At 67.4% G+C, this 23579-nt stretch carries 26 protein-coding genes and 1 pseudogene; 14 read left to right on the forward strand and 13 right to left on the reverse strand.

Features of this window, described 5'->3' with window-relative positions; genetic code table 11:
* Positions 1-50: 50 nt before the first annotated feature.
* From P0D62_RS16130 to P0D62_RS16145, 4 genes are read right to left on the reverse strand one after another with little or no spacing between them, the layout of a single operon-like run.
* A complete protein-coding gene (locus tag P0D62_RS16130; protein WP_275703572.1) occupies positions 51-332 on the reverse strand; it encodes a hypothetical protein in 282 nt (93 codons plus the stop codon).
* Between the two features lie 4 nt (positions 333-336).
* Positions 337-1248 (reverse strand): ATP-grasp domain-containing protein, encoded by a 912-nt coding sequence (locus P0D62_RS16135; RefSeq protein ID WP_275703573.1) that lies wholly within the window; start codon positions 1246-1248, stop codon positions 337-339.
* The gene (locus P0D62_RS16140; protein ID WP_275703574.1) at positions 1245-2141 is read right to left on the reverse strand and encodes a hypothetical protein; all 897 of its coding nucleotides are present in this window, start codon (positions 2139-2141) and stop codon (positions 1245-1247) included. Before P0D62_RS16140 ends, P0D62_RS16135 begins: the two co-directional genes overlap by 4 nt.
* A 16-nt stretch (positions 2142-2157) precedes the next feature.
* Positions 2158-4047: a M6 family metalloprotease domain-containing protein gene (locus P0D62_RS16145; protein ID WP_275703575.1), complete on the reverse strand. Its 1890-nt coding sequence runs from the start codon at positions 4045-4047 to the stop codon at positions 2158-2160.
* Positions 4048-4166: 119 nt separating this feature from the next.
* Here P0D62_RS16145 and treY point away from each other — a divergent pair, with 119 nt between their 5' ends.
* Together treY and treZ are read left to right on the forward strand one after the other, a co-directional pair.
* Entirely contained in the window at positions 4167-6722 is a 2556-nt protein-coding gene (gene treY, locus P0D62_RS16150; protein WP_275703576.1) for a malto-oligosyltrehalose synthase, read from the forward strand.
* Complete coding sequence (gene treZ, locus P0D62_RS16155) at positions 6722-8482, forward strand: malto-oligosyltrehalose trehalohydrolase (RefSeq protein ID WP_275703599.1); 1761 nt, start codon at positions 6722-6724, stop codon at positions 8480-8482. Before treY ends, treZ begins: the two co-directional genes overlap by 1 nt.
* Here treZ and P0D62_RS16160 read toward each other — a convergent pair.
* Positions 8472-9227, reverse strand: coding sequence for a metal-dependent transcriptional regulator (locus P0D62_RS16160; RefSeq protein WP_275703577.1), 756 nt, complete (start codon positions 9225-9227; stop codon positions 8472-8474). The two genes, treZ and P0D62_RS16160, sit on opposite strands and share 11 nt — an antisense overlap.
* A gap of 248 nt (positions 9228-9475) precedes the next feature.
* Here P0D62_RS16160 and P0D62_RS16165 point away from each other — a divergent pair, with 248 nt between their 5' ends.
* The gene (locus P0D62_RS16165) at positions 9476-10042 is read left to right on the forward strand and encodes a manganese efflux pump MntP (RefSeq protein ID WP_275703578.1); all 567 of its coding nucleotides are present in this window, start codon (positions 9476-9478) and stop codon (positions 10040-10042) included.
* A gap of 36 nt (positions 10043-10078) precedes the next feature.
* Positions 10079-10495, forward strand: a complete 417-nt coding sequence (locus P0D62_RS16170; protein WP_275703579.1) for a hypothetical protein — start codon at positions 10079-10081, stop codon at positions 10493-10495.
* A gap of 4 nt (positions 10496-10499) precedes the next feature.
* Here P0D62_RS16170 and P0D62_RS16175 read toward each other — a convergent pair whose 3' ends face one another.
* On the reverse strand, positions 10500-10784 hold the full coding sequence (locus P0D62_RS16175; protein WP_275703580.1) for a DUF2277 domain-containing protein: 285 nt from the start codon (positions 10782-10784) through the stop codon (positions 10500-10502).
* 26 nt (positions 10785-10810) lie between these two features.
* Entirely contained in the window at positions 10811-11632 is an 822-nt protein-coding gene (locus tag P0D62_RS16180) for a helix-turn-helix domain-containing protein (protein WP_275703581.1), read from the reverse strand.
* Between the two features lie 71 nt (positions 11633-11703).
* Between P0D62_RS16180 and P0D62_RS16185 the strand changes: the two genes are divergently transcribed.
* Complete coding sequence (locus P0D62_RS16185) at positions 11704-12210, forward strand: VOC family protein (RefSeq protein ID WP_275703582.1); 507 nt, start codon at positions 11704-11706, stop codon at positions 12208-12210.
* Positions 12211-12257: 47 nt separating this feature from the next.
* Here P0D62_RS16185 and P0D62_RS16190 read toward each other — a convergent pair whose 3' ends face one another.
* Both P0D62_RS16190 and P0D62_RS16195 read right to left on the reverse strand, forming a co-directional pair.
* The gene (locus tag P0D62_RS16190; protein ID WP_275703583.1) at positions 12258-13064 is read right to left on the reverse strand and encodes a hypothetical protein; all 807 of its coding nucleotides are present in this window, start codon (positions 13062-13064) and stop codon (positions 12258-12260) included.
* Entirely contained in the window at positions 13049-13669 is a 621-nt protein-coding gene (locus tag P0D62_RS16195) for a DUF6924 domain-containing protein (RefSeq protein WP_275703584.1), read from the reverse strand. Before P0D62_RS16195 ends, P0D62_RS16190 begins: the two co-directional genes overlap by 16 nt.
* A 181-nt stretch (positions 13670-13850) precedes the next feature.
* Between P0D62_RS16195 and P0D62_RS16200 the strand changes: the two genes are divergently transcribed.
* Together P0D62_RS16200 and P0D62_RS16205 are read left to right on the forward strand one after the other, a co-directional pair.
* On the forward strand, positions 13851-14138 hold the full coding sequence (locus P0D62_RS16200) for a type II toxin-antitoxin system TacA family antitoxin (RefSeq protein ID WP_275703585.1): 288 nt from the start codon (positions 13851-13853) through the stop codon (positions 14136-14138).
* Positions 14135-14620, forward strand: coding sequence for a GNAT family N-acetyltransferase (locus tag P0D62_RS16205; RefSeq protein WP_275703586.1), 486 nt, complete (start codon positions 14135-14137; stop codon positions 14618-14620). The genes P0D62_RS16200 and P0D62_RS16205 overlap by 4 nt, the downstream gene beginning before the upstream one ends.
* A gap of 35 nt (positions 14621-14655) precedes the next feature.
* On the opposite strand, the gene P0D62_RS16210 is transcribed toward P0D62_RS16205, so the two are convergent.
* Positions 14656-15312 carry a DNA alkylation repair protein gene (locus P0D62_RS16210; protein WP_275703587.1) on the reverse strand — a complete coding sequence of 219 codons (657 nt, stop codon included), beginning with the start codon at positions 15310-15312 and terminating at the stop codon, positions 14656-14658.
* Positions 15313-15473: 161 nt separating this feature from the next.
* On the opposite strand from P0D62_RS16210, the gene P0D62_RS16215 reads away from it, so the two are divergent.
* Positions 15474-16373: an ABC transporter ATP-binding protein gene (locus tag P0D62_RS16215; protein WP_275703588.1), complete on the forward strand. Its 900-nt coding sequence runs from the start codon at positions 15474-15476 to the stop codon at positions 16371-16373.
* Positions 16370-17248, forward strand: coding sequence for an ABC transporter permease (locus tag P0D62_RS16220; RefSeq protein WP_275703589.1), 879 nt, complete (start codon positions 16370-16372; stop codon positions 17246-17248). Before P0D62_RS16215 ends, P0D62_RS16220 begins: the two co-directional genes overlap by 4 nt.
* Positions 17249-17353: 105 nt before the next feature.
* On the opposite strand, the gene P0D62_RS16225 is transcribed toward P0D62_RS16220, so the two are convergent.
* Entirely contained in the window at positions 17354-17917 is a 564-nt protein-coding gene (locus P0D62_RS16225; protein ID WP_275703590.1) for a TetR/AcrR family transcriptional regulator, read from the reverse strand.
* A gap of 111 nt (positions 17918-18028) precedes the next feature.
* Here P0D62_RS16225 and P0D62_RS16230 point away from each other — a divergent pair, with 111 nt between their 5' ends.
* On the forward strand, positions 18029-18619 hold the full coding sequence (locus P0D62_RS16230; protein WP_275703591.1) for a DnaJ family domain-containing protein: 591 nt from the start codon (positions 18029-18031) through the stop codon (positions 18617-18619).
* Positions 18620-18700: 81 nt separating this feature from the next.
* Here the strand turns inward: P0D62_RS16230 and P0D62_RS16235 are convergent.
* Positions 18701-19110, reverse strand: a pseudogene (locus P0D62_RS16235) (DUF6157 family protein).
* 130 nt (positions 19111-19240) lie between these two features.
* Between P0D62_RS16235 and chrA the strand changes: the two are divergent.
* Positions 19241-20461: a chromate efflux transporter gene (gene chrA / locus P0D62_RS16240; protein WP_275703593.1), complete on the forward strand. Its 1221-nt coding sequence runs from the start codon at positions 19241-19243 to the stop codon at positions 20459-20461.
* A gap of 145 nt (positions 20462-20606) precedes the next feature.
* On the opposite strand, the gene P0D62_RS16245 is transcribed toward chrA, so the two are convergent.
* Positions 20607-21200, reverse strand: a complete 594-nt coding sequence (locus tag P0D62_RS16245) for a hypothetical protein (RefSeq protein WP_275703594.1) — start codon at positions 21198-21200, stop codon at positions 20607-20609.
* A gap of 141 nt (positions 21201-21341) precedes the next feature.
* Here P0D62_RS16245 and P0D62_RS16250 point away from each other — a divergent pair, with 141 nt between their 5' ends.
* The 3 genes from P0D62_RS16250 to P0D62_RS16260 are packed head-to-tail and all read left to right on the forward strand — an operon-like array spanning position 21342 to position 23456.
* Complete coding sequence (locus tag P0D62_RS16250; RefSeq protein WP_275703595.1) at positions 21342-22487, forward strand: sensor histidine kinase; 1146 nt, start codon at positions 21342-21344, stop codon at positions 22485-22487.
* Positions 22484-23134, forward strand: a complete 651-nt coding sequence (locus P0D62_RS16255) for a response regulator (RefSeq protein WP_275703596.1) — start codon at positions 22484-22486, stop codon at positions 23132-23134. The genes P0D62_RS16250 and P0D62_RS16255 overlap by 4 nt, the downstream gene beginning before the upstream one ends.
* 58 nt (positions 23135-23192) lie before the next feature.
* On the forward strand, positions 23193-23456 hold the full coding sequence (locus P0D62_RS16260) for a hypothetical protein (RefSeq protein ID WP_275703597.1): 264 nt from the start codon (positions 23193-23195) through the stop codon (positions 23454-23456).
* Positions 23457-23579: the final 123 nt, after the last annotated feature.

Raw genomic sequence — 23579 nt, forward strand, 5'->3', positions numbered from 1 at the left:
CTAGGCCCCAGCACGCCCTTTTCGAGGCTCCTCGCAGAGCTCGTCGCACCTCAAAGAGCGTGGGGTTGCACTCGGAGGGTTCCGGGGCCGGCGAGAGATGCGGTCACCCGCAGCGGCGGGGCGCCCAGCGCGAAGGCATCGCGGAGTTCCGCTGGTATCAGCGCGTCGAACTCGCGGGGCAGGTCTGCTCCGAGCAGGTTCGGGTAGCCCTCGACGTCCACCGACTCCAGTACCTCCACCCGGCACGAACACCAGCGCTCGCCGGGGCCGTCGACCGGCTCTGTCCGAGGCACCACCGTCACCTCGGCTCGGTTCTCCATCACCTGCGACATGACCTCAGTCTGCCTCTCCGGCCAGCCACCGCGCCAGGGCTGCCGACATCGGCAGACCCGTCGGCTCCTCGAAGCACGAGTAGGCGGGCGAGGGATTCACCTCGAAGCACCACCACAGCCCGTCCTGATCGCGAAACAGGTCGATGCCGGCCAGCGGCAGGTCCAGTGCACGGGACAGCTCCAGGCAGCGTTGCCGCAGCTCGTCGGGCAACTCGGTGGGGGTCATCCCGGACGCCTCGCCACCCTCCCGGTACCGGTAGTCGATGTTGTCCGAGGTGATCTCGACGGGGAACACCTCGTCTCCGATCACATGCACCCTCACGTTGGTCCCCTCCAGCAGCTGCTGGAACTGGGTGGGAAGGTGCCGCACCCGGTCGAGTGTCTTGGCGCGCTCCGGGGTCAGTTCGTGGACGATCGAACGCACTCCGCTGGTCGACTTGAAGATCACCCTGCCGTGCTGACGCCAGAACGTACGCACTGCGTCCGGATCGTTGCTCACCAGGGTGTGCGGCACGTGGAAGCCATGCGCTCGGATGAGGCCGGCTTGGTACGGCTTGGACAGGTTCGACGCCATGGACGCCGGCCGGTTGGCGACGCGGATCTCGGCCACGTCGGCCCACGCGGCCAGCAATCCCACCGCCGCAGCCGCGCGAGCGCTCTCGAGAGCGTCGATCACCCGGCCATGTTGGCGCGGAGCGGTGAGCCGCACATAGATCCCCGTGGCCGAGGCCAGATCGACCGTCCCCTCCGGCCCGTGCACGGTCGCATGCACCCCGTCGGCGTCGCCCCACGTGGCGAGGTGCCACGACTCCGCCGCGGTCTCATCGAGCATCAGCACCGGCGTGCCGGCGGCCTCCGCCGCCTCGCGCACCAGACGGACCGGCGGCTCCGACGGCGTCCCCGCGATAACGATCATGACGCCACCACCCCCATGGCCGGAGCCTCGGCGCGGCGCTCGAGGTAGCGAACCATCGCAGTGAGCTGACTGACCTGGGTGAGCTCGGGGATCGGTGAGAGGCCGGTGACGACAGCCTCCCCCGTCCCGGGATCCTCCCCCAGCGAGACCTCCGCGCAGGCGAGGTCGGCCAGGCGGGCCAACTGAACGAGCTGCTCACGAAGGTCGAGCCGCGGACCCGCCACCTCGTTGCCGACCACGAGCATCGTCGTGCGCCATTCCAGTTCCTCGACGAGGAACAGCGGTTGCGGCAGCGGCGGCCCGCCGCGCGGCTTGTCGGCATGACCGACGCCGGTCGGCACCACCAGGCCATCCCAGCACGCGGCGGCCAGGCCAGGCCCACGACGGTAGTGAGTGGCGCTCGACGCCAGCGCGAACCTCGCCATCCGCAGACCCGCCTGGCGGGCGAACATGCCGAGTTGGAGCAGCGACGGCTGAAGCCCCGCGAGGCAGGTCGGATGCGGCGCATTGACGACGGCCTGCCCCAATCCGGCCAGCCAGCTGAGGCCCAGCGCGTGCGTTTCGGCGGCAGCGTAGTCACGATGATCGGCCGCCACCAGCGGAGCCGGGTAGCCCGGAAGGCGCCACCAGATGAGGCAGGAGGCCGCATCCAGCACGGTTCCGTCGGGCAGCGTCAGTGCATCCCCCGCGACCGCTCGCACATCGCCTTTCGACGCGGCCGGCCCGCTGGCGGGACGATGCACCACGCGGGCCCGGCTGAGCGTCGACTCGTCGACGAGCAGCGCGGGTTGCGAGGCATGGGTGCGAAGCAGATCCGCGGTGGTGGCGGCCACCGCATCGTCGTGGCTCGCGACCACGACGATACGGCGACCGGTGCCGCGTCCGGTGAACATGATCCGGGCTCTCTGCTCAGCTCGGCGGGAGGCTGTCGTAGGCCGCCTTGGCCTGAGCCGAGCCGCGCTCCATCTGGGCCCTCAACTCGCCCAGATCCGGTCGACCAAGGTCTTCGCCCAGCGCCGGACGCTCGTCGCTCCCGATGAACGGCTCGCCTGCGTAGCCCCACTGTTCGTCCTGGCCGAGCATCGCGCCGGCCAGTGCGCTCAAGGTCTGTTCGACCGCGCTGAGTCGGATCTCCAGGTCGCCGCCCGCAGCACCCGCACCGCCCGAAGATGCAGCAGGAAGTGCGCTCAGGTCGCGGAACTTGTGGTCGGGCAGCTTCACCTCGCGCAGATCCTTGATGTCCTTGACGGTCTCTTTACGCAGTTCCTTGAAGTGTTCCTTGATGTGCTCCTTGACCAGTTCCTTACCGCTCTCCTTGCGCAGATCCTTGATGTCCTTGACGGTGTCCTTGACCGACTCCTTCAGCGGCTTCGGGACGGTGGCGCGCACGGTGAGCCGGACGGGCATCGACGGCGCCGACGGAGGGATCGAGGTCACGGACACTTCGGTGTTGGCCCCCGCATAGGACTTGCTGTTGGGCGTCGAGCCGTTGCTGAACGATGCGTTGCCAGCCGAGCCAGGGAAAGGATCGCCCGCGTCGCCGCGGTTCGTCCCGGCCTCCAGGTGCCGCAGCCCGTCCGCCTGCTCGAGCGCCACCTTGTAGTGGGCCTCGTTGGTGTTGGTCGAGATCGCGTCGTCGATATGCCAGATCAACAGGCCCTGGCCCGGCATCGACGCGTCGTAGCCGGTCTGCTGACGGTTCTCCACCAGGAAGTACTCATTGCCGCCTGCGCCGTCCTTCCACAGCCGGTAGGCCCTGCGACTCGACTTCACGTCGGTGATCGTGACGTCCGCGTTGGTGGTCTGGGTGATCACGTTGATCCATCCCTGGTTGGCCTTGCACCACGCCGACGGATGCACCGGCCGCTGGCCGCCGAGGCCCCACGAACCGCCCGCCATCAGGCACCAGTTGCCGATGCCCTCAGAGCTACGGTCGGAGTCATAGAGGTCTGGCCAGCCGAACAGCAGGTGGCCCAGCTCGTGGGCGCTGACGCCGATCTGGGCGTCCTCCGGAATGGTCAGGTAGGCGTAGATCTTGGTGCCGTCGACCGAGCGCTGCGAGGGCAGCACCCACTTGTGCGACCAGATGTCGCTGGCCGCGCCCGTCTGCTCGGCGCCGCGACCAGCGTGCACGACGATGAAGGCGTCCACGAAGCCGTCGCCGTCGTTGTCGTACGGCCCGAAGTCGATGTCAGGATCCGCCGCACTCACGGCGTCGTTGGCCATCGTGCGGGCGTTCGGCGCGGCGACCTGCATGCCGTTTTCCGTCCCCGCATAGGTCGCCACGTTGCGCGGCATCCGATACGGTCCGACGACGCTGCCCTGAATGTCGATCAGGCCGCCAGAGACCTCGGCGAAGTACTCCTTGACGCTGCCATGCGTCAGTTTGCCCGTCGAGAAGAACAGATCCTCGAAGCGTTCGACGGAGCCTGCCGGCATCCGCTTGTCGTTGAAGTCCACCAGGACCACCGCCACGCGCACAGTGCCGCGCAGTGGCGCCCGCTCCAGCGCGCCACGCTGCGCCACGGACGCCGTCGTACCCACCGGGTAGTAGGTTCCGGGATAGATCAGACCGTCGTTCAGGCCGACGTGGGTGGTTTCCCGCATCGTCAGGCTCTCCCGGACCAGCTGGGACGCGCCCGCCTTCAACTTCTCGAACTGGTCGCGCAGCTCGTCGCGCAGCTCCGGGGAAGGCGCCACGAGGCAGATGTCCTCCATGCGGTGTGGGGCGACGGTGACGACGCCCGGCGACAGCTCGGCGTCCGGGCAACGGGTCTGGTGGGCTGAGAGATCGGACATGGGTGTGCACCTCCTGGGATAGCGCCCGCAGGATCGCAGGCGGCTTTACTGGAAAGAGACGGTGCGCTCGGCCGTGATACCCGTCGTGCCCATGACGGCGTCGCGTAGGGTGATGGGTGATGAACGAACGCAAGCTTCCGGCATCCACCTATCGGCTGCAGCTGCACGCCGGGTTCACCTTCGACGACGCGGCGGCGCTGGTCGACTACCTCGCCGACCTCGGCATCACCCACCTCTTCTGCTCGCCCATCCTGCAGGCGGCGCCGGGCTCCATGCACGGCTACGACGTGGTGGATCACTCCCGGATCTCCGAGGATCTTGGCGGCGTCGATGCCTTCCGACGGCTCGCCGACGCGGCGCATTCCCGCGGTCTGGGGATCATCGTCGACGTGGTGCCCAACCACATGGCCGTGCCCACCCCGCTGCTGCACAACCATGCGTTGTGGGAGGTGCTGAAACTCGGACCCGAGTCGCGCTACGGGCGCTGGTTCGACATCGACCTCACCGGCTCCCGCGAGATCCTGATGCCGGTGCTGGGCAACCGGATCGGCCAGGAGCTGGAGGCCGGCACCATCGTGCTGGAGGAACGCGAGATCCCCCGGCCCGACGGGTCGCTGGTCAAGGAGCCCGTGGTGGTGCACTACGACCACGTCTTCCCCGTGCGTCCCGGCACCGACCATCTCCCCTTGCCCGAGCTGCTGGAGCGCCAGTACTACCGGCTGGCGCATTGGAAAGTGGGCAGCGAGGAGCTGAACTATCGTCGCTTCTTCGACGTCGACACGCTGGCCGCGGTGCGCGTCGAGGACGACGAGGTGTTCGAGGCCACGCACCGGCTGCTCGCCGACCTGCACGCTGAGGGCCTGATCGACGGCTTCCGCATCGACCACCCCGACGGCCTGGCCAACCCGCGCCAGTACATCGCCGACCTGCAGGAGCTCACCGGAGGCTGCTGGGTGGTGGTGGAGAAGATCCTCGAGGCCGAGGAGACCCTGCCCACGGCCGTCCAGTGCGCGGGCACCACCGGCTACGACGCGCTGCTCAGGATCTGCGGATTGTTCCAGGACTCGGCCGGGCTGCCCCGGTTGAATGCCTTGTGGGAGCGGGTTTCTGGGTCGGTCGAGTGGTTCGCCTCGACGCTGGCCCAAGCCAAGCAGGAGGTGGTGCGCTCCACCCAGCTCGCCGAGGTGGACCGGCTCACCTCCATCGCCGTGGCCATCTGCGACGGGGACATCCGGCTGCGCGACCACACCCGTCGCCAGCTCCGCAACGCCATCCGCAACCTGCTGGTGCAGATGGATCGTTACCGCGCCTACGTCGAGCCGGGGCTGCTGGCCGACGACGCCGAGCGGCACGTGATCGTCGAGGCCGCCGACCGCGCCCGGCCCACGCTGGCCCCCGACGAACTGGACACCCTGGACCTGATCGTCGCCCTGGCATGCGGCGATCCCGGCACCGGCGATGAGGGCCGCGGCGCCGAGACGCTACCCGAGCCCGGCTCCGGCCAGGTCACCACCGAGCTGCCCGGCAAGCAGCAGTCCATCCCGGAGCTGCGCGCCGAGTTCATGGTGCGCTTCGCCCAGACCTGCGGTCCGGTGATGGCCAAGTCCAAGGAGGACACCGCCTTCTACCGGTGGAACCGCTTCATCGGCGTCAACGAGGTGGGCAGCGAGCCCACCATCGTCGGCATCGATCCGGACGCCTTCCACGCGTTCTCCGAGCAGCTGAGCCGCGATTGGCCCACCACCATGACGACGCTCTCCACACATGACACCAAACGCTCCGAGGCCGTGCGGGCGCGGCTGTCGGCGCTGACCGAGTTCCCGAAGGAGTGGGAGGCCTGCGTCAACGACCTGCGGGCCGCCACCGCCGACCTGCGCACCGACGCCGTCGACGGCGCTACCGAGCTGTTCGTCTGGCAGACCCTCGCCGGCACGTGGCGGCTGCCCGGTGCCAGCGCCGAGCCCATCACGGAGGAACGCCTGCGCGGTTACCTCACCAAGGCGATGCGCGAGGCGAAGACGCACACCACCTGGACCGAACCCAACGCCGGCTACGAGGAGGCGGTCATCGCGCTGGCCTGCGCCGCCCTGGCTGATCCGGCCTGCGCGGAGGCACTCGACGAGTTCACGACCGTCACGGCGGAGGCGGTGCGGGCCAATCTACTGGGCCAGAAGCTGTTGCAACTCACCATGCCGGGGGTGCCTGACACCTATCAGGGCTGCGAGATCGTCGACCTGTCCTTGGTCGATCCGGACAACCGCCGTCCCGTCGACCACGATCTGCGACGCTGGCAGCTCGGCGAGGTGGACGCCGGCGTGGTCTCGTCGCTCGACCATGAGCTGCTGTTGGTGATGAGCCGAGCGCTGCGCCTGCGCCGCGACCACGCGGGGGCCTTCCGCGGTCCGGATGCCGACTACCGGCCGGTCGCCACCACCACCGGCCACGCCGTCGCCTTCGCGAGAGGCATCGTCGGAGCCGAACTGCCCACGGCGATCACGGTGGTCAGCCGGCTGGTCTCCAGGCTGCACGACGGCTGGACCGAACATCGCCTGCTGCTGCCCGACGGCGACTTCCGCGACCTGCTCACCGGCTGCATCGTGCCCGGAGGAGAGACGCCTTTGGCGGAGATCCTCACCGACATGCCCGTCGCCCTCCTCGTCCCCTACACCGAGTGATGGTTTCCCGGAATCTCGTGGTCCCGGAGGTATGGGCGCCCCGCGCCGCCTCCGTCGAGTTGATCGTCGACGGCGTCCGTGAGCCGATGGCGCCCCTCGACGGCCGGCCCGGCTGGTGGGGCGCCGGGCGCAGGCTTCCCCCAGGCACGCGCTACGCGTTCAGCCTCGACGGCGGTGCGCCGCTGCCCGATCCTCGCAGCCTCCGGCAGCCCGACGGCGTGCATGCGGCCAGCGCCGTCGTCGATTCGGCCCTGTTCTGCGACCGCCCCGCGTGGGTGGGAAAGAACCTGCGGGGTGGCGTCGGCTACGAGCTGCATGTCGGCACTTTCACGCCCGGCGGCACCTTCGACACCACCATCGAACGGCTCGATCACCTCGCGGCGCTCGGCGTCGACTACGTCGAGGTGATGCCCGTGGCCACCTTCCCCGGCGATCGCGGGTGGGGCTACGACGGCGTCGGACTGTACTCGGTGCACGAGGCCTACGGCGGGCCGGAGGCCTTCGGCCGGTTCATCGACGCGGCCCACGCGCGAGGGCTGGGCGTGGTGCTCGACGTCGTGCACAATCATCTGGGCCCCGAGGGCAACTATCTGGGCCAGTTCGGGCCGTACTTCACCGACCGTCACCACACGCCCTGGGGCGACGCCGTCAATCTCGACGGCGACGGCAGTCACGAGGTGCGGGCGTTTCTGCTGGGCAGCGTGCGCCAATGGCTGGTCGACTTCCAGCTCGATGGACTGCGCCTCGACGCCGTGCACGCGCTGATGGACGACTCGCCGCGCCACTTCCTCGCCGAGCTGTCCGACGTCGTCGCCGGGATCGAACGGGAGACCGGGCGGCCGCTGCTGCTCGTCGCGGAGTCCGACCTGAACCAGCCGTCGATGGTCTCCCCCACTGGATCCTCCCCTGAGGCGCGGGGTATGGACGCGCAGTGGGCCGACGACGTGCACCACGCGCTGCACAGCTTCCTCACCGGCGAGACCCAGGGCTACTACGTCGACTTCGGTCCCGTCGAGGTGCTCCAGAAGGCGCTGACCAGGGTTTTCGTCCACGACGGCTGCTTCTCCACCTTCCGCGGCCGCGACTGGGGTGCCCCCGTCGATCCCACGTCACCGCTGTACGACGGGCACTCCTTCGTCGCATCGCTGCAGAACCACGACCAGGTGGGCAATCGGGCCACCGGCGACCGGATCGGACGCGACATGGCACCCGGTCGACAGGCAGCCGGAGCGGCTCTCCTGCTGCTCAGCGCCTACGCGCCCCTGCTCTTCATGGGCGAGGAGTGGGCCGCCTCCACGCCGTTCCCCTACTTCTCCGACCTCGGACCCGACCTCGGGCCGCTCATCACCGAGGGCCGCGCGAGGGAGTTCGCGGCCATGGGCTGGGACGAGCCGACGCCCGACCCACAGGCCGAAGCCACCTTCCGCAGTGCCGTCCTCCACTGGGACGAGGCCGCCACCGGGGAGCACGCACGGATGCTCGCCTGGTACCGCCGGCTCATCGAGATCCGGCGCACCCATCCAGGCATCCGCGACCCGCATCTGGGATCCGCCCTCGTCGAGATCCTCGACGACGACTCCCTGATCCTGCGGTGCGGACGGATCGCGGTGGCTATCACGCGGGCGACCGAGCGGTTGGTTCCCGTCGACTTCCGCGCCGACGCGGACGTGCTGGCCGCCTGGGACGAGCCGCGCCCGACCGGCCCCGGTACCTTCGACCTCCCCGGTCCCGGCGCCCTCATCGCGAGGCTTACAGACTGACCACTACGACGTGCACCGCTGCGGCAATCGGCGCGCTCAGCTCCAGCGCTTCGTCACCGTGGCGCACTCCCATCAGGCCCGTCGTCGCGAGTTCCCGTTCGACGCGCAGCTCAGATCCGATGCCGACGCCGTGGTCCGCGAGGAACCTCAGGATGTCCGGGTTGGTGTCTGAGACGCGTACCACACGCACCACCTGAGCGACCTGGCAACTCGCAAGGACGACGGCGTTCGCGTCGCGTCGGGCGCCCGGGCGAGGTATCGGATCGCCGTGCGGATCCACGTCCGGGTGGCCCAGCATCTCGTCCATCCGCTCGATCAGACGGTCGGAGGCCGCGTGCTCGAGCAGATCGGCCTCGTCGTGCACCTCGTCCCACGGGATGCCCATCTGCTCGACGAGGAAGCTCTCGATGATCCGATGCCGCCGCACCACGTCGATCGCGATGCGCTCGCCTTCGTCGGTGAGCTCGATCGCCCCATAGGGCTCGTAGCGGATCAGGTTATCCCGCGCCAGCTTCTTCAGGTTCGCCGACACCGTCGACAGGGTGACGCCCAGCGCCGCCGCCAGGTCGCTGGTTCGCGGGCGCCGACCCTCCTCGGGCCACTCGCTCGCCTTCCAGATCAGGGTGAGGTAGTCCTCGGTGACGCGCGTGACATCGGGGTTCACCGGCACCGGATCACCCCATCTTCGACCGTCCTTCGATGCTTCACCACGCCAGCTTTCCGCGCTGCCATCGGGTGTGTCCATCCGTCATCCGAATGTTCCGCGGGACGAACTTTGAACGCCGTTGTGCCTTGTCAGCGCGCGCCTGTTCAGGACACACGCCTAGCCGGCGGGCACTTCCCAGCCGTCGCTCCGCGCGTCGCGCTTCACAGTCGATTGTGTGGCTCGTCACACATCCAGTTATGCGTAGACACACCCACTGGTCGGCACCAAGGCTGGGACGCGGAAGACGAAGTGCAGGCGCCGACCGGGCGCCAGGAAAGGCGAAATCGATGTCTGTGTGGGCCGTGGTGCTGATCGGGTTCGGGGTCTCCGCCGACGCCTTCGCGGTGGCGCTGACCAGCGGGCTGAAGATGCGCCGGCTGAACTACCGGCACGCCGTGGTCATCGCGGTGACCTTTGCGGTGTTCCAGGCCCTGATGCCGCTGCTCGGCTGGCTGCTCGCGTCGCAGTTCGCCCAGGTGCTCGGCCCCGTCGATCATTGGATCGCATTCGGCATCCTCACCGCCATCGGCGCCAAGATGGTCTGGGATGCGTTCACCCCAGACGAGGACGAGGAGGCCCACGACGACAAGCTGAACGTGCGCCGACTCCTGCTGCTGGGCGTCGCGACGAGCATCGACGCCGCCGCGGTCGGCGTCTCGCTGGCCGTGATGGCGGTGTCGATAGTGCAGGCCATGCTCATCATCGGCTACATCACTCTGACCTTGTCGTTCCTCGCCGTGCTGATCGGCCATCGCGTCGGCGTACGCTTCCGCGCCCCGGCAGAGGCGATCGGCGGATTGATGCTCGTCGCGATCGGCGTGCGGATCCTCCTGGAGCACCTCCAGCTCTTCTGATCAGCCGATGAACCTTCCGGCGGCGATACTGAACCCATGATGTCGCCGAAGCCGCTCGACCCACCGTCGCCGATCCTTCCCGACGACGACGTGAGAGATGTTCTGACCAAAGCCCTGGCGGCGGTCACCGGAGGGGGAAGCGGCGCCCGGTTGGGTGCCAAGATCACTCCGATCCGAGGCGCGAGCCGCTTCATCGAAGTCCCGCTCACCCAGTGGTCGTACGACCTGGTCCGAGACTCGATCCAGCAGATTCTCGCGACGTCGCCGGGCGGTGAACAGATGGTCGGCTTGGTGCGAGGTGGCGCCATGGCGATGAACCCCGCGCTGGTTCAGGCGATCTGGCATGAGAACGGCGTGCACCTGACCGTCCACGCCTTCGAAGGACTCATCAAGCAGCACACGGCAGAGAAGGTGCTCGATAACCTCGAGTACTTCCTGGACGGCGGTCGCTGAGGAATCAGGCTGACTTCGTCGCGTAGCGACCAGAACGCTCGGCGCGAGCGCGGGCCTTGGCGGCCTCTTCGTCGCGATTCTTGGGCGGCATTGTCGTCACCAGGTCTTCCAGCAGGTGCTGGGTGGCGTGGGCGATCGCCTCGACGGCGCGGTCGAACGCCTCCTGGTTGGCCTTCGACGGCTTGGTGGTTCCGGCGATCTTGCGGACGTACTGCAAAGCCGCCGCATGCACCTCGTCGGAGGTGGCGGTGGGCTCGAAGTTGTGAAGGGTACGGATGTTGCGGCACATACCGCGACCCTACGTCGCCGCTCGGCTCACTGCGACGACGGCGTCGCCTCCGGTCGGTCCTCGGCCGATCCCCGGCGGTACGACGTCGGCGCCAAGCCGAGAACCCTCCGGAAATCGCTGGTCAGGTGGGCGTGATCCGCATAGCCGAGATCCACGGCCACACGGGCGACGGTCAGCGTCGGATCGTCCCTCAGCCGCTGCGCCGCCTCCTGGAGCCGATAGCGCCGGATCATCGCCAGCGGGGCGACGCCGACGTAGCGCTGGGCGAGCCGCTGCACCGCGCGCACGCTGAGATGCAGGCGTTCGGCCACCTGATCGACGCGCACGATCGTGCGGTCCGAGGAGATCAGATCCTCCATCGCGTTGGCCAGCAATCCGCCCTCATCGGGGGCCGCCAGGGTGCGCGTCGCCCACTGCGCGTAGGCGTCGGCCGCAGCCTCCCTGGCCGCTGCCTCGTCGTCGTCCTCCATGGCAGAGCAGATCGCTCGATGCAGATCGGGTGCGTCGAACGGCACCTCCTGGTCGCGGATCGCGCCGGGATCGGAACGCAGCGAGGCGATGCCGGCCGGGCGAAGCAGCGCGCCGACCGCCCAGCCCGTGCCGCTGAGGTCGCGGAAGGAGGCGCCCGTGCTCGGGCCGGAGAGCGTCACGCCCGCCCGCTCGACGACCAGATTGGATGCGGGAAAGGGCAGCAGGCTCTGCCGAGAGGTGCGGCCAGGTGCAAGCCTCCAGCGTGGGATCCAGAACCAGCGGATCAGGTCGGCCAGCTCGGCGGGCGCGAGAATCCGGTGAAAGGTCGGAAGCCTGGCGGGGTAGAGCACACCTCGTGGGTCGCCGAGTTCGGCCACGGTCAACCTCCTTCGTGGATCCGTCGCGAATCTTCAAGCCGTCCGGGGCGGGGCGCCCGTAGGTTGCTGCCATGAGCACTGACAACGAACCCCAGCTGGGCGTCACCGGCGCCCACACCACCGACGGCGTCCCGCACGGCTCCACCAGTCTGACCCCGTTCCTGGCCATCCCGGATGCCGCCGGCGCTATCGAATTCTATCGATCCGTGTTCGGCGCGCGGGTGGTCGACGTCACCGAGACGGGCGGCATCGTCTGGCACGCGGACCTGGACTTCGGCAACGGCCAGCTGCAACTCGGCGAGCCCAACCCCGACTACGGTCTGATTCCCGCCCCGGAGGGCGAGAACGACTGCTACTCGATCGGGCTCTACTGCGCCGACGTCGACGGCACCGTCGCACGCGCCGTGGAGGCGGGTGCCACCATCCGCGAGCCGGTGAGCACCTTCGTCTCCGGCGACCGCTACGCGTCTATCCGCGACCCGTTCGGCGTGCGCTGGTCGGTGATGTCCCGTGTGGAGGACATCACCGAGGAAGAGAGCGCGCGCCGCGTCGCCGAATGGGCCGCCACCTTCGCTTAGGTGCTCGTTGTTCCACCGAAGACGGTGGAACAACGAGCACCTAAGCACTACGGGCATCGACGGCAGCGGCCGGGATCTCCTTGCCACCCGCGACGGACGAGCGCTTCGGCGAGTTGGCTGGCGACGAGGCATGGCTGCCGCAGCACCGCATGCCAGCCGTAGCGCAGCGTGGTCGCGTCGAGACGGAGGGCGTGGGCGTTGTCTCGCAGCATGTCCTTGGACCACTCGCAGTGGTCGCGCATCCCGTCGAGCTCGGCGATCACGCGGAATGCGTCGAAGTGACAGTCGATGCGGCCTTCTTCGGACATAGCCTGCCGGCGGGGAGTCGGCAACTGGTGCGCGATGATCACGCTTTCGTCGAAGAGCCATTCCAGCGCGCTCTCGATTCCGGCTTTCCCTACGGAGCACATAGCCCGGATGTGCGTGCTGTGCCGCACGCGTTGGTGTCGCTCCAACTCGGCAAGCAGCCGTTCGGGCGTCGTGATCCTGCGCGCGAGTGCTCTGGAAACGGCGTCCATGGTGTCGACGAGACCACTGTCGCGGGCGACATCGATCAGACTCTGTTCGACAGGCAGCCGAGCGGGTGCCCCACGACCGCTCCGGGCTCCCCGTCGGTAGCGCGTCGCCCATCGCCCCACCTGGATCGGTTGGTGGCGGGTGTGGTCCCACACAACGATCTCCGAGGGAGGGTCGCGCAGCGCGCCGGCCAGGTAGGCGGCAGCCGACGAGCCGATCACCCCGTTCGGCCCGCTATAGAGCGACGCAGCCCAGATCGCGGATTCAAATGTCGGTGGCGTCGACAGGTATAGCCCGGGGGTCACCCTGGCCCACGCCGAGGTCACACGCTCACACACGCGCCGCGTGAGGCCGGCGTCGAGAAGCTGCGAGACGGTGATGACACCGCTCTGATCCCTGAGTAGTCGCCCGACTTCTCGCGGTAACGGGTACTGAAGAGGCATACCCCCAGCCTGGAGCGACTGTCGCCAGACATGAAGGTTCCCAGCCAGACGGACAACACCTCGCGGCAAACGGGCAACACGTCGCTCATCCGGTTCGAAGTCACCGCGTCTTGAGTGCTCGTTGTTCCACCAACTTCGGTGGAACAACGAGCACCTAAGCCTCGATCCTGGAGGTTGCATACCGGGCTCCAGAGATTTGCAGCAGCGCACCGAAACGGCTCCAAGTCCGGCTCGGAAACACTGACGATCAGCACCGGATAACCATCGCCGAGCAGAGTGGTCGAATCGGCGATCGCCACAAGCGTGAACTCAGAGGAGATCAGTGCGCTTAGCTGCTCGGGCATCGCCCCGTCGTGATCTCTATCCGACACGGGATACAGATCCGAAAGGAACCCGTCCTCGGACGGCGTCTGGATGACACGTATCAAGTCCTGCCATTCGTCGGGATGCTGAAAGTCCGTTCGGATCAGGAGATACCCCTCGCTGTTCTTCGGCAACATTGCAGTTCACGCTCCTTCGCATGAATAAGGAGTTCCCGTACGCGGGGATGCCTTCTCTCTGGACTCGGACTATCTGCTCCTGCTTCGGGCCAGTGCTAAACCTGGGTGGGGCGGGTCGCAGACAGACCGAAGAGGGACGGCCCCGATTGCGCCGTACGGACCAACTCCGTACACTTTACTCATGAGCGCACCCACCGAGTCCCCCAAGGACGCCCGCCTCGACTTGCGGCTATCCCAGGACAGCCGGGCCCTGATCGCTGAAGCAGCCTCTCTCACCGGGACCAGCCTGACCGACTACGTGCTCAGCGTTGTTGTTCCGGCCGCCCGTCGCGACGTCATTGAATCGAAGACCATCCGCGTATCCAAGAGCGCTTGGGACGACTTCCTCGACATCCTCGATCGGCCCGACAACCCGGAGTTGACGGCCCTGCGCGAACACCGACCGTCGTGGGACGAGCCCCGGCCGTGAGGCCGGCCCGACCGCGCCCAGTCCTTCCGGGAGACCCCGTCGCGGCATTCGACTGCGGTATCGATGCCCTCAACACCTGGCTCGCCGGGCGCGCACTGCGCAACGAACGCACCGGCGACTCCCGAACCTACATCAGCATCGACCTCGACACAGGAGACATCGCAGGCTATTACAGCCTTGCAGCATGGTCGGTCTCTCACGACGAGATCGGAGGTGGCTGGCTTTTGCGCAATGCGCCCGACCCTGTATCGGTGGTGCTGTTGGGCCGGCTCGCGGTGTCCGTTGATGCGCAAGGTATAGGGCTGGGCAGGGATCTGCTTGCCGATGCGCTTGCCAACGCCCAGGCCGGCGCCCGGGTACTCGGCGCCCGCGCGCTCGTCGCTGAAGCCATCAACGAGGATGCTGAGCGGTTCTACACACACGCTGGACTGTGGCGGTCGAAGGTGCGCCACGATCTCTTCGCCGCGCGACTCAACCGCTAACCCCCTCAGCGAGCTACCACGTCAGCCGTCCACAGCTACACGTATTTCGTTCCCTCACGGATGGACAGCGGCGCGAGCCGATCCCGGTACGTCTCCACAAAGCGACGCACCCATTCGGGATCGGTCTTCGAGTAGTCCCGCAGCGCCCAGCCGATGGCCTTGTTCACGAAGAACTCCTTCTGGCCGAGGTTGTTCACGATGATGCGTTCCAGCAGCGCGGTATCCATCCGGCCTTTGCGTTGGAGCTGATGGTCGATGGCGATGCGACGCAGCCAGAAGTCGTCGTCGATGCTCCACTCCAGCAGCGTCTCGTTGACGTGAGGATGGGCGAGCGCGATGTCTCCGACGATGCGGTCGAGCCCGTCGATGGTGTCCCACCACGACTTGGTCTGGGCGAGCCGCTTGAGGCGGTCGACGTCATTCGGGCCGAGTAGGCGGGACACCGTCGAGAGATAGCCGACCGCCACGTATTGGAGTTCGCGGTAAGGACACTCCCAGCAGGCATCGACGAAACCCCAGTCGACGGCCGCCGCAGTCCGCGACTCCGCAAAGCTCACCTTCGTCAGCGTCTTGCGCAGGGGCGTCGGAACGCCGAGGAAGTCGAACTGATCGCGCATGTAGGCCCGCATTCCGTCCGCCTTGACGGGGTCCGCATGCTCCCGGAAGTCCGCCAGCAGTGCATCGAAGTCCATTTCGGCACTCTATCGCCACTGAGACGCCGGACGGATACCGCTTAAGAGTTCGCTATTCCACCAAAGTTGGTGGAATAGCGAACTCTTAAGCGGAAGCCTCTCGGGTAGCTGGCGAGATCAGCGACCTCGACGAGCGCGAGCCCATCTCAGGTTAGGGTGGAGTGCAATTCCTAACAGGCAGGAAGTGCAATGGGCGACAACAACGGCGTCATCGTCGATCGATTATCGAAGCGGTACCGCGAGACCACGGCGGTGGACGACATCTCTTTCGAGGTGCCACCGGGCAGCGTGTTCGCCTTCCTCGGCACCACGGAGCCGGCAAGTCGACGACGATCAACTGCCTCACCACGGTGCTCGCGCCCAGCTCCGGCACGCTCACCGTGGCCGGCCACGACGTCGCTGCCGAGGGCGACGCCGTGCGACGGGCGATCGGCGTCGTGTTTCAGGAGTCGCTGCTCGATCACGTCCTGACGGTGCGCGAGAACCTCGCGCTGCGCGCCCTCCCCTACCTGTCGACGCGCCAGGCGATCCGCGCCCGCATCGAAGCCTTGAGCGCGCTCGTCGAGCTCGACGACTTCATCGACCGGCGCTACGGAAAGCTCTCGGGAGGCCAGCGCCGACGCGCCGACATCGCGCGGGCGCTCGTGCACGACCCGCGAATTCTTTTCCTCGACGAGCCGACGACAGGCCTCGATCCCGCCAGCCGCCGGGTGATGTGGCGCACCATCCACGGCCTGCGCGAGCGCACTGGTCTGACGGTCTTCCTCACGACCCACTACATGGAGGAGACCGAGGAGGCGGATCGCGTCTGCATCATCGACCGTGGAAAAATCATCGCTGACGGTACGCCCGCCGGACTGCGGGCGAGATACAGCTCGAGCATCCTCACCCTGACGACGGCCACCGGCACCGAACGACGCACCGTGCACGATGCCGCCGAAGCTCGTCGGATGCTGGCCGACCTGGGCGACGGCGTCGTCGACTTCGAGTTCCGCCACGGCCGGATGGACGACGTCTTCCTGGCCCTGACGGGGCGTTCCGGAGAGGAGGAGGTCGCATGAGAAATGTGCTCGGCATCTCCGGTCGCAACCTGACGCTGTTCTTCCGCGACCCGCTGAACGTGTTCTTCTCGTTGATGGGCGCGCTGATCATCTTCGTCCTCTATGCCCTGTTCCTCGGCAACCTGCAGATGCTCTCGATCTCCGCAGCGGTTCCCGGCGCCAGCGAGCAGTTGGTGAGGGGCTTCGTCGATTCCTGGATGCTCGCCGCCGTCGTGGCCCTCTCGGCGATGACCACCCCGCTCGGCGCGCTGTCGGTGTTCGTCGAAGACGCCACCACCAACCGGTTCCGCGACTTCCTCGTCACCCCTATTCGTCGAGGCCAGCTCGTGCTCGGCTACATGGGATCGGCATTCGTGATCGCCATCTTCATGACCACGATCGTGTTCCTCGTCGCCCTGGGATACCTATGGATCCTGAGCGGGGTGGTGCTGGGTGCGGCCGAAATCGCACGTTCCTTCCTGTGGATCATGCTGATCGCCGCCGGGTTCACCGCTCTGTGGTCCTTCGTCGCGTCCTTCCTGAAAACCCAGGGATCCTTCGCAGCGCTGTCGACGGTGGTGGGTACCGTCGCCGGGTTCGTGGCGGGCGCCTACCTCGCCGTCGGGCTCATCCCCGACGCTGTGCGTCACGTGATCGCCGCACTGCCTTTCGCCCAATCCGCGATGCTGCTGAGGCGAGAGTTCACCGCCGCACCCCTCACCGAGCTCGTCGACGGAGACCAGGAGCTGATCGACGGCCTGGGCGAGTTCTACGGCGTCACGCTGCACGTCGGTGGTTGGGCCGTTCCCGTGTGGTTCGCGGTCGGCGTGCTGGTCGCGCTCGCCGTGGTGTTCACGGTGCTGGCGGCATCCCGGATCCGATCCCGCATCCGGTAGGCCCAAACTCAGCCGTCAGAGCTTAACCGCTCGCTAGTCCACCGAAGTCGGTGGACTAGCAAGCTCTTAAGCGGCGAACTCTCGGGGCAACGGTCCGGATCCCGCTTATCCGGCAGGTCCGAAAAGCCGATCCAGATGGTGGTCGATCGCCGCGAGTGCCGCGTGCGGCTCGATGACGTCGAGCTCGAGCAGCTGAGCGAAGCCGCTCAACGACAGGATGAGGTCGGTCTCTACGACCGGGTCACGGTCCGGCGGGATCTGCTGCTCGGCGATCGCCTCTCGGATGAGACGCTCAACCATCGCACGCCCATCCCGCAGCCCCGCGCCGACCTGTTGGTGCAACGATGGGTCGTGCATCGCTTCGAGCACATAGGCCGCGTTCAGACGACTGGTGGCACGGGAGTCGGGCTGAAGAGGCAGCAGTTCCGTGATGACGATACGCAGCACGTCGCGCGGATGCGGCGGCTGATCCAGAGCGGCCAGACGTTGCGCGACTCGGCGCGATGTCTGGTCCGAGGAGAACTCCATCGCGAAGGTCAGCATCTCCGCCCGCGAAGAGAAATAGTGCTGCAGTTGCCCAAGCGATACCCCCGCCTCGCGGGCGACCTCGCGCATCGTCGCCTTCGCCCACCCCTGCTTGTCGACGACCCGCCACAGCGCATGGGCCATCGACGTCCGTCGCTCTTGGTGGTCGACCTGCTTCGGCATCTGACACCCTTCCTGTTCCAATACATCTGACATACTACAGGTGACTTGAGACCCCATCGGGATGGAGTGACGATGACGGACAACCAACCACCCCTCGCGTTCTACAACCCCGCCGCCATCGTGTTCGACGCCGATGTGACCATCGCACTGATCGCCGACATGCGGATCAGGAAGGCCATGGAGCGAGGCGAGTTCGACAACCTTCCCGGAAGCGGCAAACCGCTCGACCTCCCGAAGGATCACGACCCCAACTGGTGGCTCAACAACCTCATGAAACGCGAGGGGCTCGTTCTCCTGCCTCCCTCCATCCAGCTGCGCAAGGAGGACGCAGCGCTGGACGAACAACTCGATGAGTTGCCCAACGAGGAGGCCGTCCGTCGCGAGATTGCCGAGTTCAACGAGCGGGTGATCCGCGCTCGTTACCAGCTGCCGGCCGGACCACCTCTGATCACCATGCCGCGCGAGACCGAGGCCACGGTGGCCGCGTGGGCCGAGCGCAGAGCCCAGCGAGCCGCGGAAGCCGCCCGCGAGAAGGCACAGAGAGAAGCCGCCGCGGAGGGCAGCACTCGCCAGGGACTCCTGAGATCGGCAATCGAGAGACGGCATCGACGGCGAGCGGCCCGCCTGGCCGGAACGCCGCATCCCGGAAGCGAGCCGCGATGAGCCGGCGCGTCACTGCACGGGATTCATCGCGACGGACAGTGAACCGAGGTGGCCGGCTCCACGAGTGGCTGGATGGGATCGTCACGCACGCTTGCTGCGCATCGCCTTCAGCTGTCTGAGCGACGGGTCCGCTGCCAGTTCTTGGTAACGCTCGGATTCACGCGCCACCAAGGCGACGCGCGCATCGGCGTCGTGATGGACGCCCCAGCCGTAGCGTTTGCCGAGCGGTGACGACCGGAGGCAGGCCTGGTCTTGGCGAAGAACGCGGCACGGGCATCGGCTTGCTCCTCCTCCGGGATGCCTTGCCTCAGCGCGTACACCTCGAACAGCACGTCGTCGCTGGTGCGCCGATAAGGATCGGCGGCGATCAGGTCGTACTGCAGCGAGGCGACCGTCGGGGTGTTTCCGCGCGTCGGCGGCACTTCGGCCTGCGTCACGGGGCAGTCCTCGGCCACCTGGATGAACGTATTGGCGTAGTTGGTGCTTCCCATGCTCCAGTCTCGCGCCGCGGGGAGGTCAATGCGGCCGCCGACGTGTCGGTTACGCGTACGGCGGATGAACAGTGACCACCGGGCAGCGCATTCCCAGACCAGTCGGCGGCATCGATCGCATACTTGTCGGGTGAACGACGGCGCTCCGGATGGGCAGGCAGCTTCGCGCGCGGGCGCGGTACGCGAGGTTTTCCTGGCCTTCCTCCGGCTGGGGCTGACCTCCTTTGGCGGACCCGTGGCTCACCTCGGCTACTTCCGGGCGGAGTTCGTGGAGCGTCGCAAATGGCTGACCGACGGCGCCTACGCCGACCTCGTCGCCTTGTGCCAGTTCCTGCCAGGCCCCGCCTCCAGCCAGGTAGGCATGGCGATCGGCTTGCAACGCGCGGGCGTCGGCGGCTTGGTGGCGGCGTGGACCGGCTTCACGCTGCCGTCCGCTCTGCTGCTGGTTGGGTTCGCCCTCGGGACCGCCGGCCTCACCGACCTGGCGCAGGCAGGGTGGGTGCTCGGCCTCAAGGCCGGATCTGTGGCGGTCGTCGCCCACGCGGTGCTCGGCATGGCCAGGACCCTCACCCCGGACGCCCGCCGCGCGATCATCGCGGCGGCCGCAATGATCCTGGTTCTCCTCGTGCCCAGCGCCTGGGCTCAGATCGGCGCGATCGTCGTCTCGGGCCTCGTCGGTCTGACGTGGCTCCGGAACATCGCCGCTCCCGCCTCAGCCAGCTCGACGTTCGCGCCAAGGCTCCCGCGCGCGGCGGCCGTCGGTTGTCTCGTCGCATTCCTCGTCTTGCTTCTCGGCCTGCCCGCGGTGGCAGCGGCGACCGGTGGAGGCGCCCTGGGGCTGTTCGACACGTTCTATCGCGCGGGCGCCTTGGTGTTCGGTGGTGGACACGTCGTGCTGCCGCTCCTGCAGGCGGAGGTGGTCCAAACCGGCCTCGTCGATCCAGGTGTCTTCCTCGCCGGCTACGGGGCGGCGCAAGCGGTGCCGGGGCCGCTCTTCACCTTCGCCGCCTACCTCGGAGCGGTCACCACGAGTCCGCCCTCCGGGCTGCTCGGCGCCGCCATCGCGCTGGGTGCCATGTTCCTTCCCTCGGCGCTTCTGCTGATGGGTGTGCTGCCGTTTTGGCAACGGCTCCGGGAAGTTCCACAGGCACAAGCTCTTCTGATGGGTGTGAACGCCGGGGTCGTCGGATTGCTTGCCGCCGCCCTGTATCACCCCGTCTTCACCGAGGGAATCGACGGAGCAGCGTCGCTCGCAATCGCGGTGGCGGCCTTCGTGGCGTTCGCCGCGTGGAAGGCGCCCGCATGGGCGGTGGTCCTGGCGGCCGCCTTGCTGGGTGCGCTGACGCTATGAGGCGCGCCGACGCTGCGGTGGAACCTCGGCGTTGGTGCTTCCCTGCTCCAGGCTCACGGCTCACAGGACGGGGCGGTCATGCCTGAAGCACTTTGGTGAAGCCCAGCTCGCCGATCGCCTCACGACAACGAGTATCCGTCCGGTGCTACCTCGCAGTACGACTTCCAAGGAGGGCGAAAGTGATGCCCAGGAGGAGCGCACCTGGAGGGAAGGGCCAGATCAACCAGTTGACCAGACCTGTCAGGATCAACCCGACGGCGCCCGCCCACCCGAACACTCCCTGGCGCTTGCCGACCACGGCAACGACGATCGCGCCGATGGCGATGAGAGCCTGTTTCGGCCAGCCCATCGCGTCGACGAGGAGTCCCTCACCGAGCAGGGGAACGAACTCGGGCGGAACAACATAAGCGGCGTGCACTGCATTCGTCGCGAAGGATGCCGGGAAGACCGCGGCGAAGGCGACGCCGGCGGCCAGGACACCCACCGCCCAGCGTGGCAGCCGCGGATCCGACCACGCCGTCGGCAACTGCACCGCGAGGGCGATCAGGAAGACGGCGCTGAGCGCATTGACGGTGAGTGAATATGGGTGCTGGAAGGGCGTCACGTATGGCGCATAGTCAAAGACGGGCAGAAAGACGCCCGCCATAAAGCCGGCTGCACTGAGAGCGAGGCCGATGGCGGTTGCGCGGAAGAGACGTGCTGCCGGCGTCGAGGTGGTTACTGCTGTCGCGGTGCTCATGTCGCCCAGTGAAACACCCGACGACTAGGGCAAACATCGCTCCGGGGATGGAACTATGGCCTCCTCCCCAGGGACGAAACCAAATCAGAATGCTCCCAGAGGATGACAGGCGTGGACAAGCTGCATCCATATACTGACGGCATGCCGGAACAGCCCCGCGCACGGTCTCACGGCTTCTCCCGACTGACCTGGATCGACGTCGTGCCCGGCGTCGTGCTCGTGATTCTCACCCTCGCCAGCGTGGCCAGCCCTGACAGTTCCCTGGCATACGACTTCGATCTATCCCAGCCCTTGGTCTACGGCCTCGCCGCGCTCGGCAGCGCGCCGTACATCTTCATTCGGCACTTCCCCACCACGGTGTACACATGTGCGTCTCTCGTGCTCCTCGCCCTGAGCCTGCTCGGTGGCTACTTCGGTCTGCTGCCGACCTTCCTCGGCTTCGCCATCGGGTGGGTGGCATTCGCCGCAACGCCACCGCGTGCGATCTTCGCGCTCGTACTGACCCTTCTCAGCTCCAGCGTGCTGGGTGTGACGCAGGCGCCCATGTGGGATACACCGCTGGCGCTCACCAACGTCATCGGCTTCACCGCCGTCTGGGCGCTCGGCTACGCCCTCGCCCGCTGGCTGGAGCGGCAACGACGGCACGTCGCCGAAGTGGAACGTCGCGAAGCTCTCGTTCGTGAACAGGAACGCAGCCGCCTCGCACGAGAACTGCACGACTCGGTGTCCAACTCGCTCGCGGCGCTCACCGTGCAGCTGAAACTCCTGGAAGAAGAGGCCCCAGATCCCGGCGTCCGGAACACTGCCGCCTTGCTCGGCGCGGAGAGTCGAGGTGCGCTGACCGAACTCCGGCGTCTCCTCGTCGTGCTGAGAAATGAGCCCGACGAGTTCTCCCGTGCGACCGAGAACGAGGAGGATCCCGTCGAAGCCGCCATCGCCGCACATCGCGCGATGGGCAACACCGTAGAGATCACCGCCGACCCGCGCACCACCATCGTGTCGGACGGCGTGCGATACCTGCTCGGCCGTGCCGTGAACGAGCTTCTCGCCAACGCCAGCCGGCATGCTCCCGGAGCCCCGGTGACCCTCCGCCTGGACAGCGTCGATTCGACCCTCCGGCTGAGCGCCACCAACCCTGTGCTGGAGACGACGCCGGCACCTCGCGACGACTCGTACGGGCTGATCGGGCTCCGCGAGCGCGCCGATGAGTTCGGCGGGACGGTGGACGCGAGGTTCCATGACGGGGCTTTCACCGTCGTCGTCGAGATACCTGGAGCCTTCGCATGACCGCGGACGCGGCGCCGACAACCGTCGTGGTCGCCGAGGACAACGAACTGCTGCGGCAGGGCATCGTCGCCTTGCTCGCGAAGACCCCTGGGATCCGCATGCTCGGCGAGGCCGCCTCTGGACTCGAAGCCGTCCGTCTTGTCGGTCGGCTGGGCCCCGACGTGGCCGTTGTGGACATCCGGATGCCGGGTATCGACGGCGTCGAGGTGACCAAGCGCATCCTTGCCTCCAAGAACTGCCGCACCGCCGTGGTGGTGCTCACCACGTACGACGATGATGAAAGCGTCTTCTCCGCCCTTCGCGCGGGGGCTCAGGGTTTTGTGGTGAAGGATGCACCCACCGACGAGTTGGTACGGGCCATTCGCGCAGCGCGCTCAGGCGAGGCCGTGCTTTCTCCTCGAGTGGCCCGCCGCGTCGTCCGGGCGGCCCTGGGCCGTTCCCCGGTGCGGGCGTCGGACTCGTTCGCCCAGCTGAGTGCGCGAGAGAAAGAGGTGCTCGAACTCGTCGCCGCCGGCATGTCCAATGAGGAGATCGCTCATCAACTGACCGTCAGCGTCCCGACGGTGAAATCACATGTCAGCAGCCTGCTCACCAAGACGGGAGCCCGCTCCCGGATAGACCTGGTGATCGCCGTGCACCGGCGGTGACGTCGTCAGTTCTTTCCAGGCGACGCGGCCCTCCCGCTCAACTCCATCCAGTCGTCCAGTGGCTGCGGAACGTCCTGGGGGATGCGCAGAAGTCGCCTCCGGTGTACTCAGCGCACGCTGCGTCGCAGCGGAAGACTTCACGCTCCTACCGGGCGACGCGCCCTTCGACCTGGCCTTCGCTGTCCGCGTCGGCGCACTCGACGGACGTCACCCACAGGCTGGGAAGCTTGCGCTGGCTCGCATCGCCGCAGCGCTGACACCAAGCGGGAGGCTCTTCATCGACGGCGGCACGCCTCTGCGCGAAGTTCACCTTCCCCGCTAGATGATTGAGTCCAAGGGGTCGTGGCTCGGCGTGGTGTTGCCGTGAGTGTGAGGGAGGGCGTCCAGAGTCGGTGTTGCTAACACCAACACCGAGCCGGAAGGGCCCTGTCATGGTCACCGATCT

This window comes from Tessaracoccus caeni (genome assembly GCF_029211185.1).
Classification (GTDB): domain Bacteria; phylum Actinomycetota; class Actinomycetes; order Propionibacteriales; family Propionibacteriaceae; genus Arachnia; species Arachnia caeni.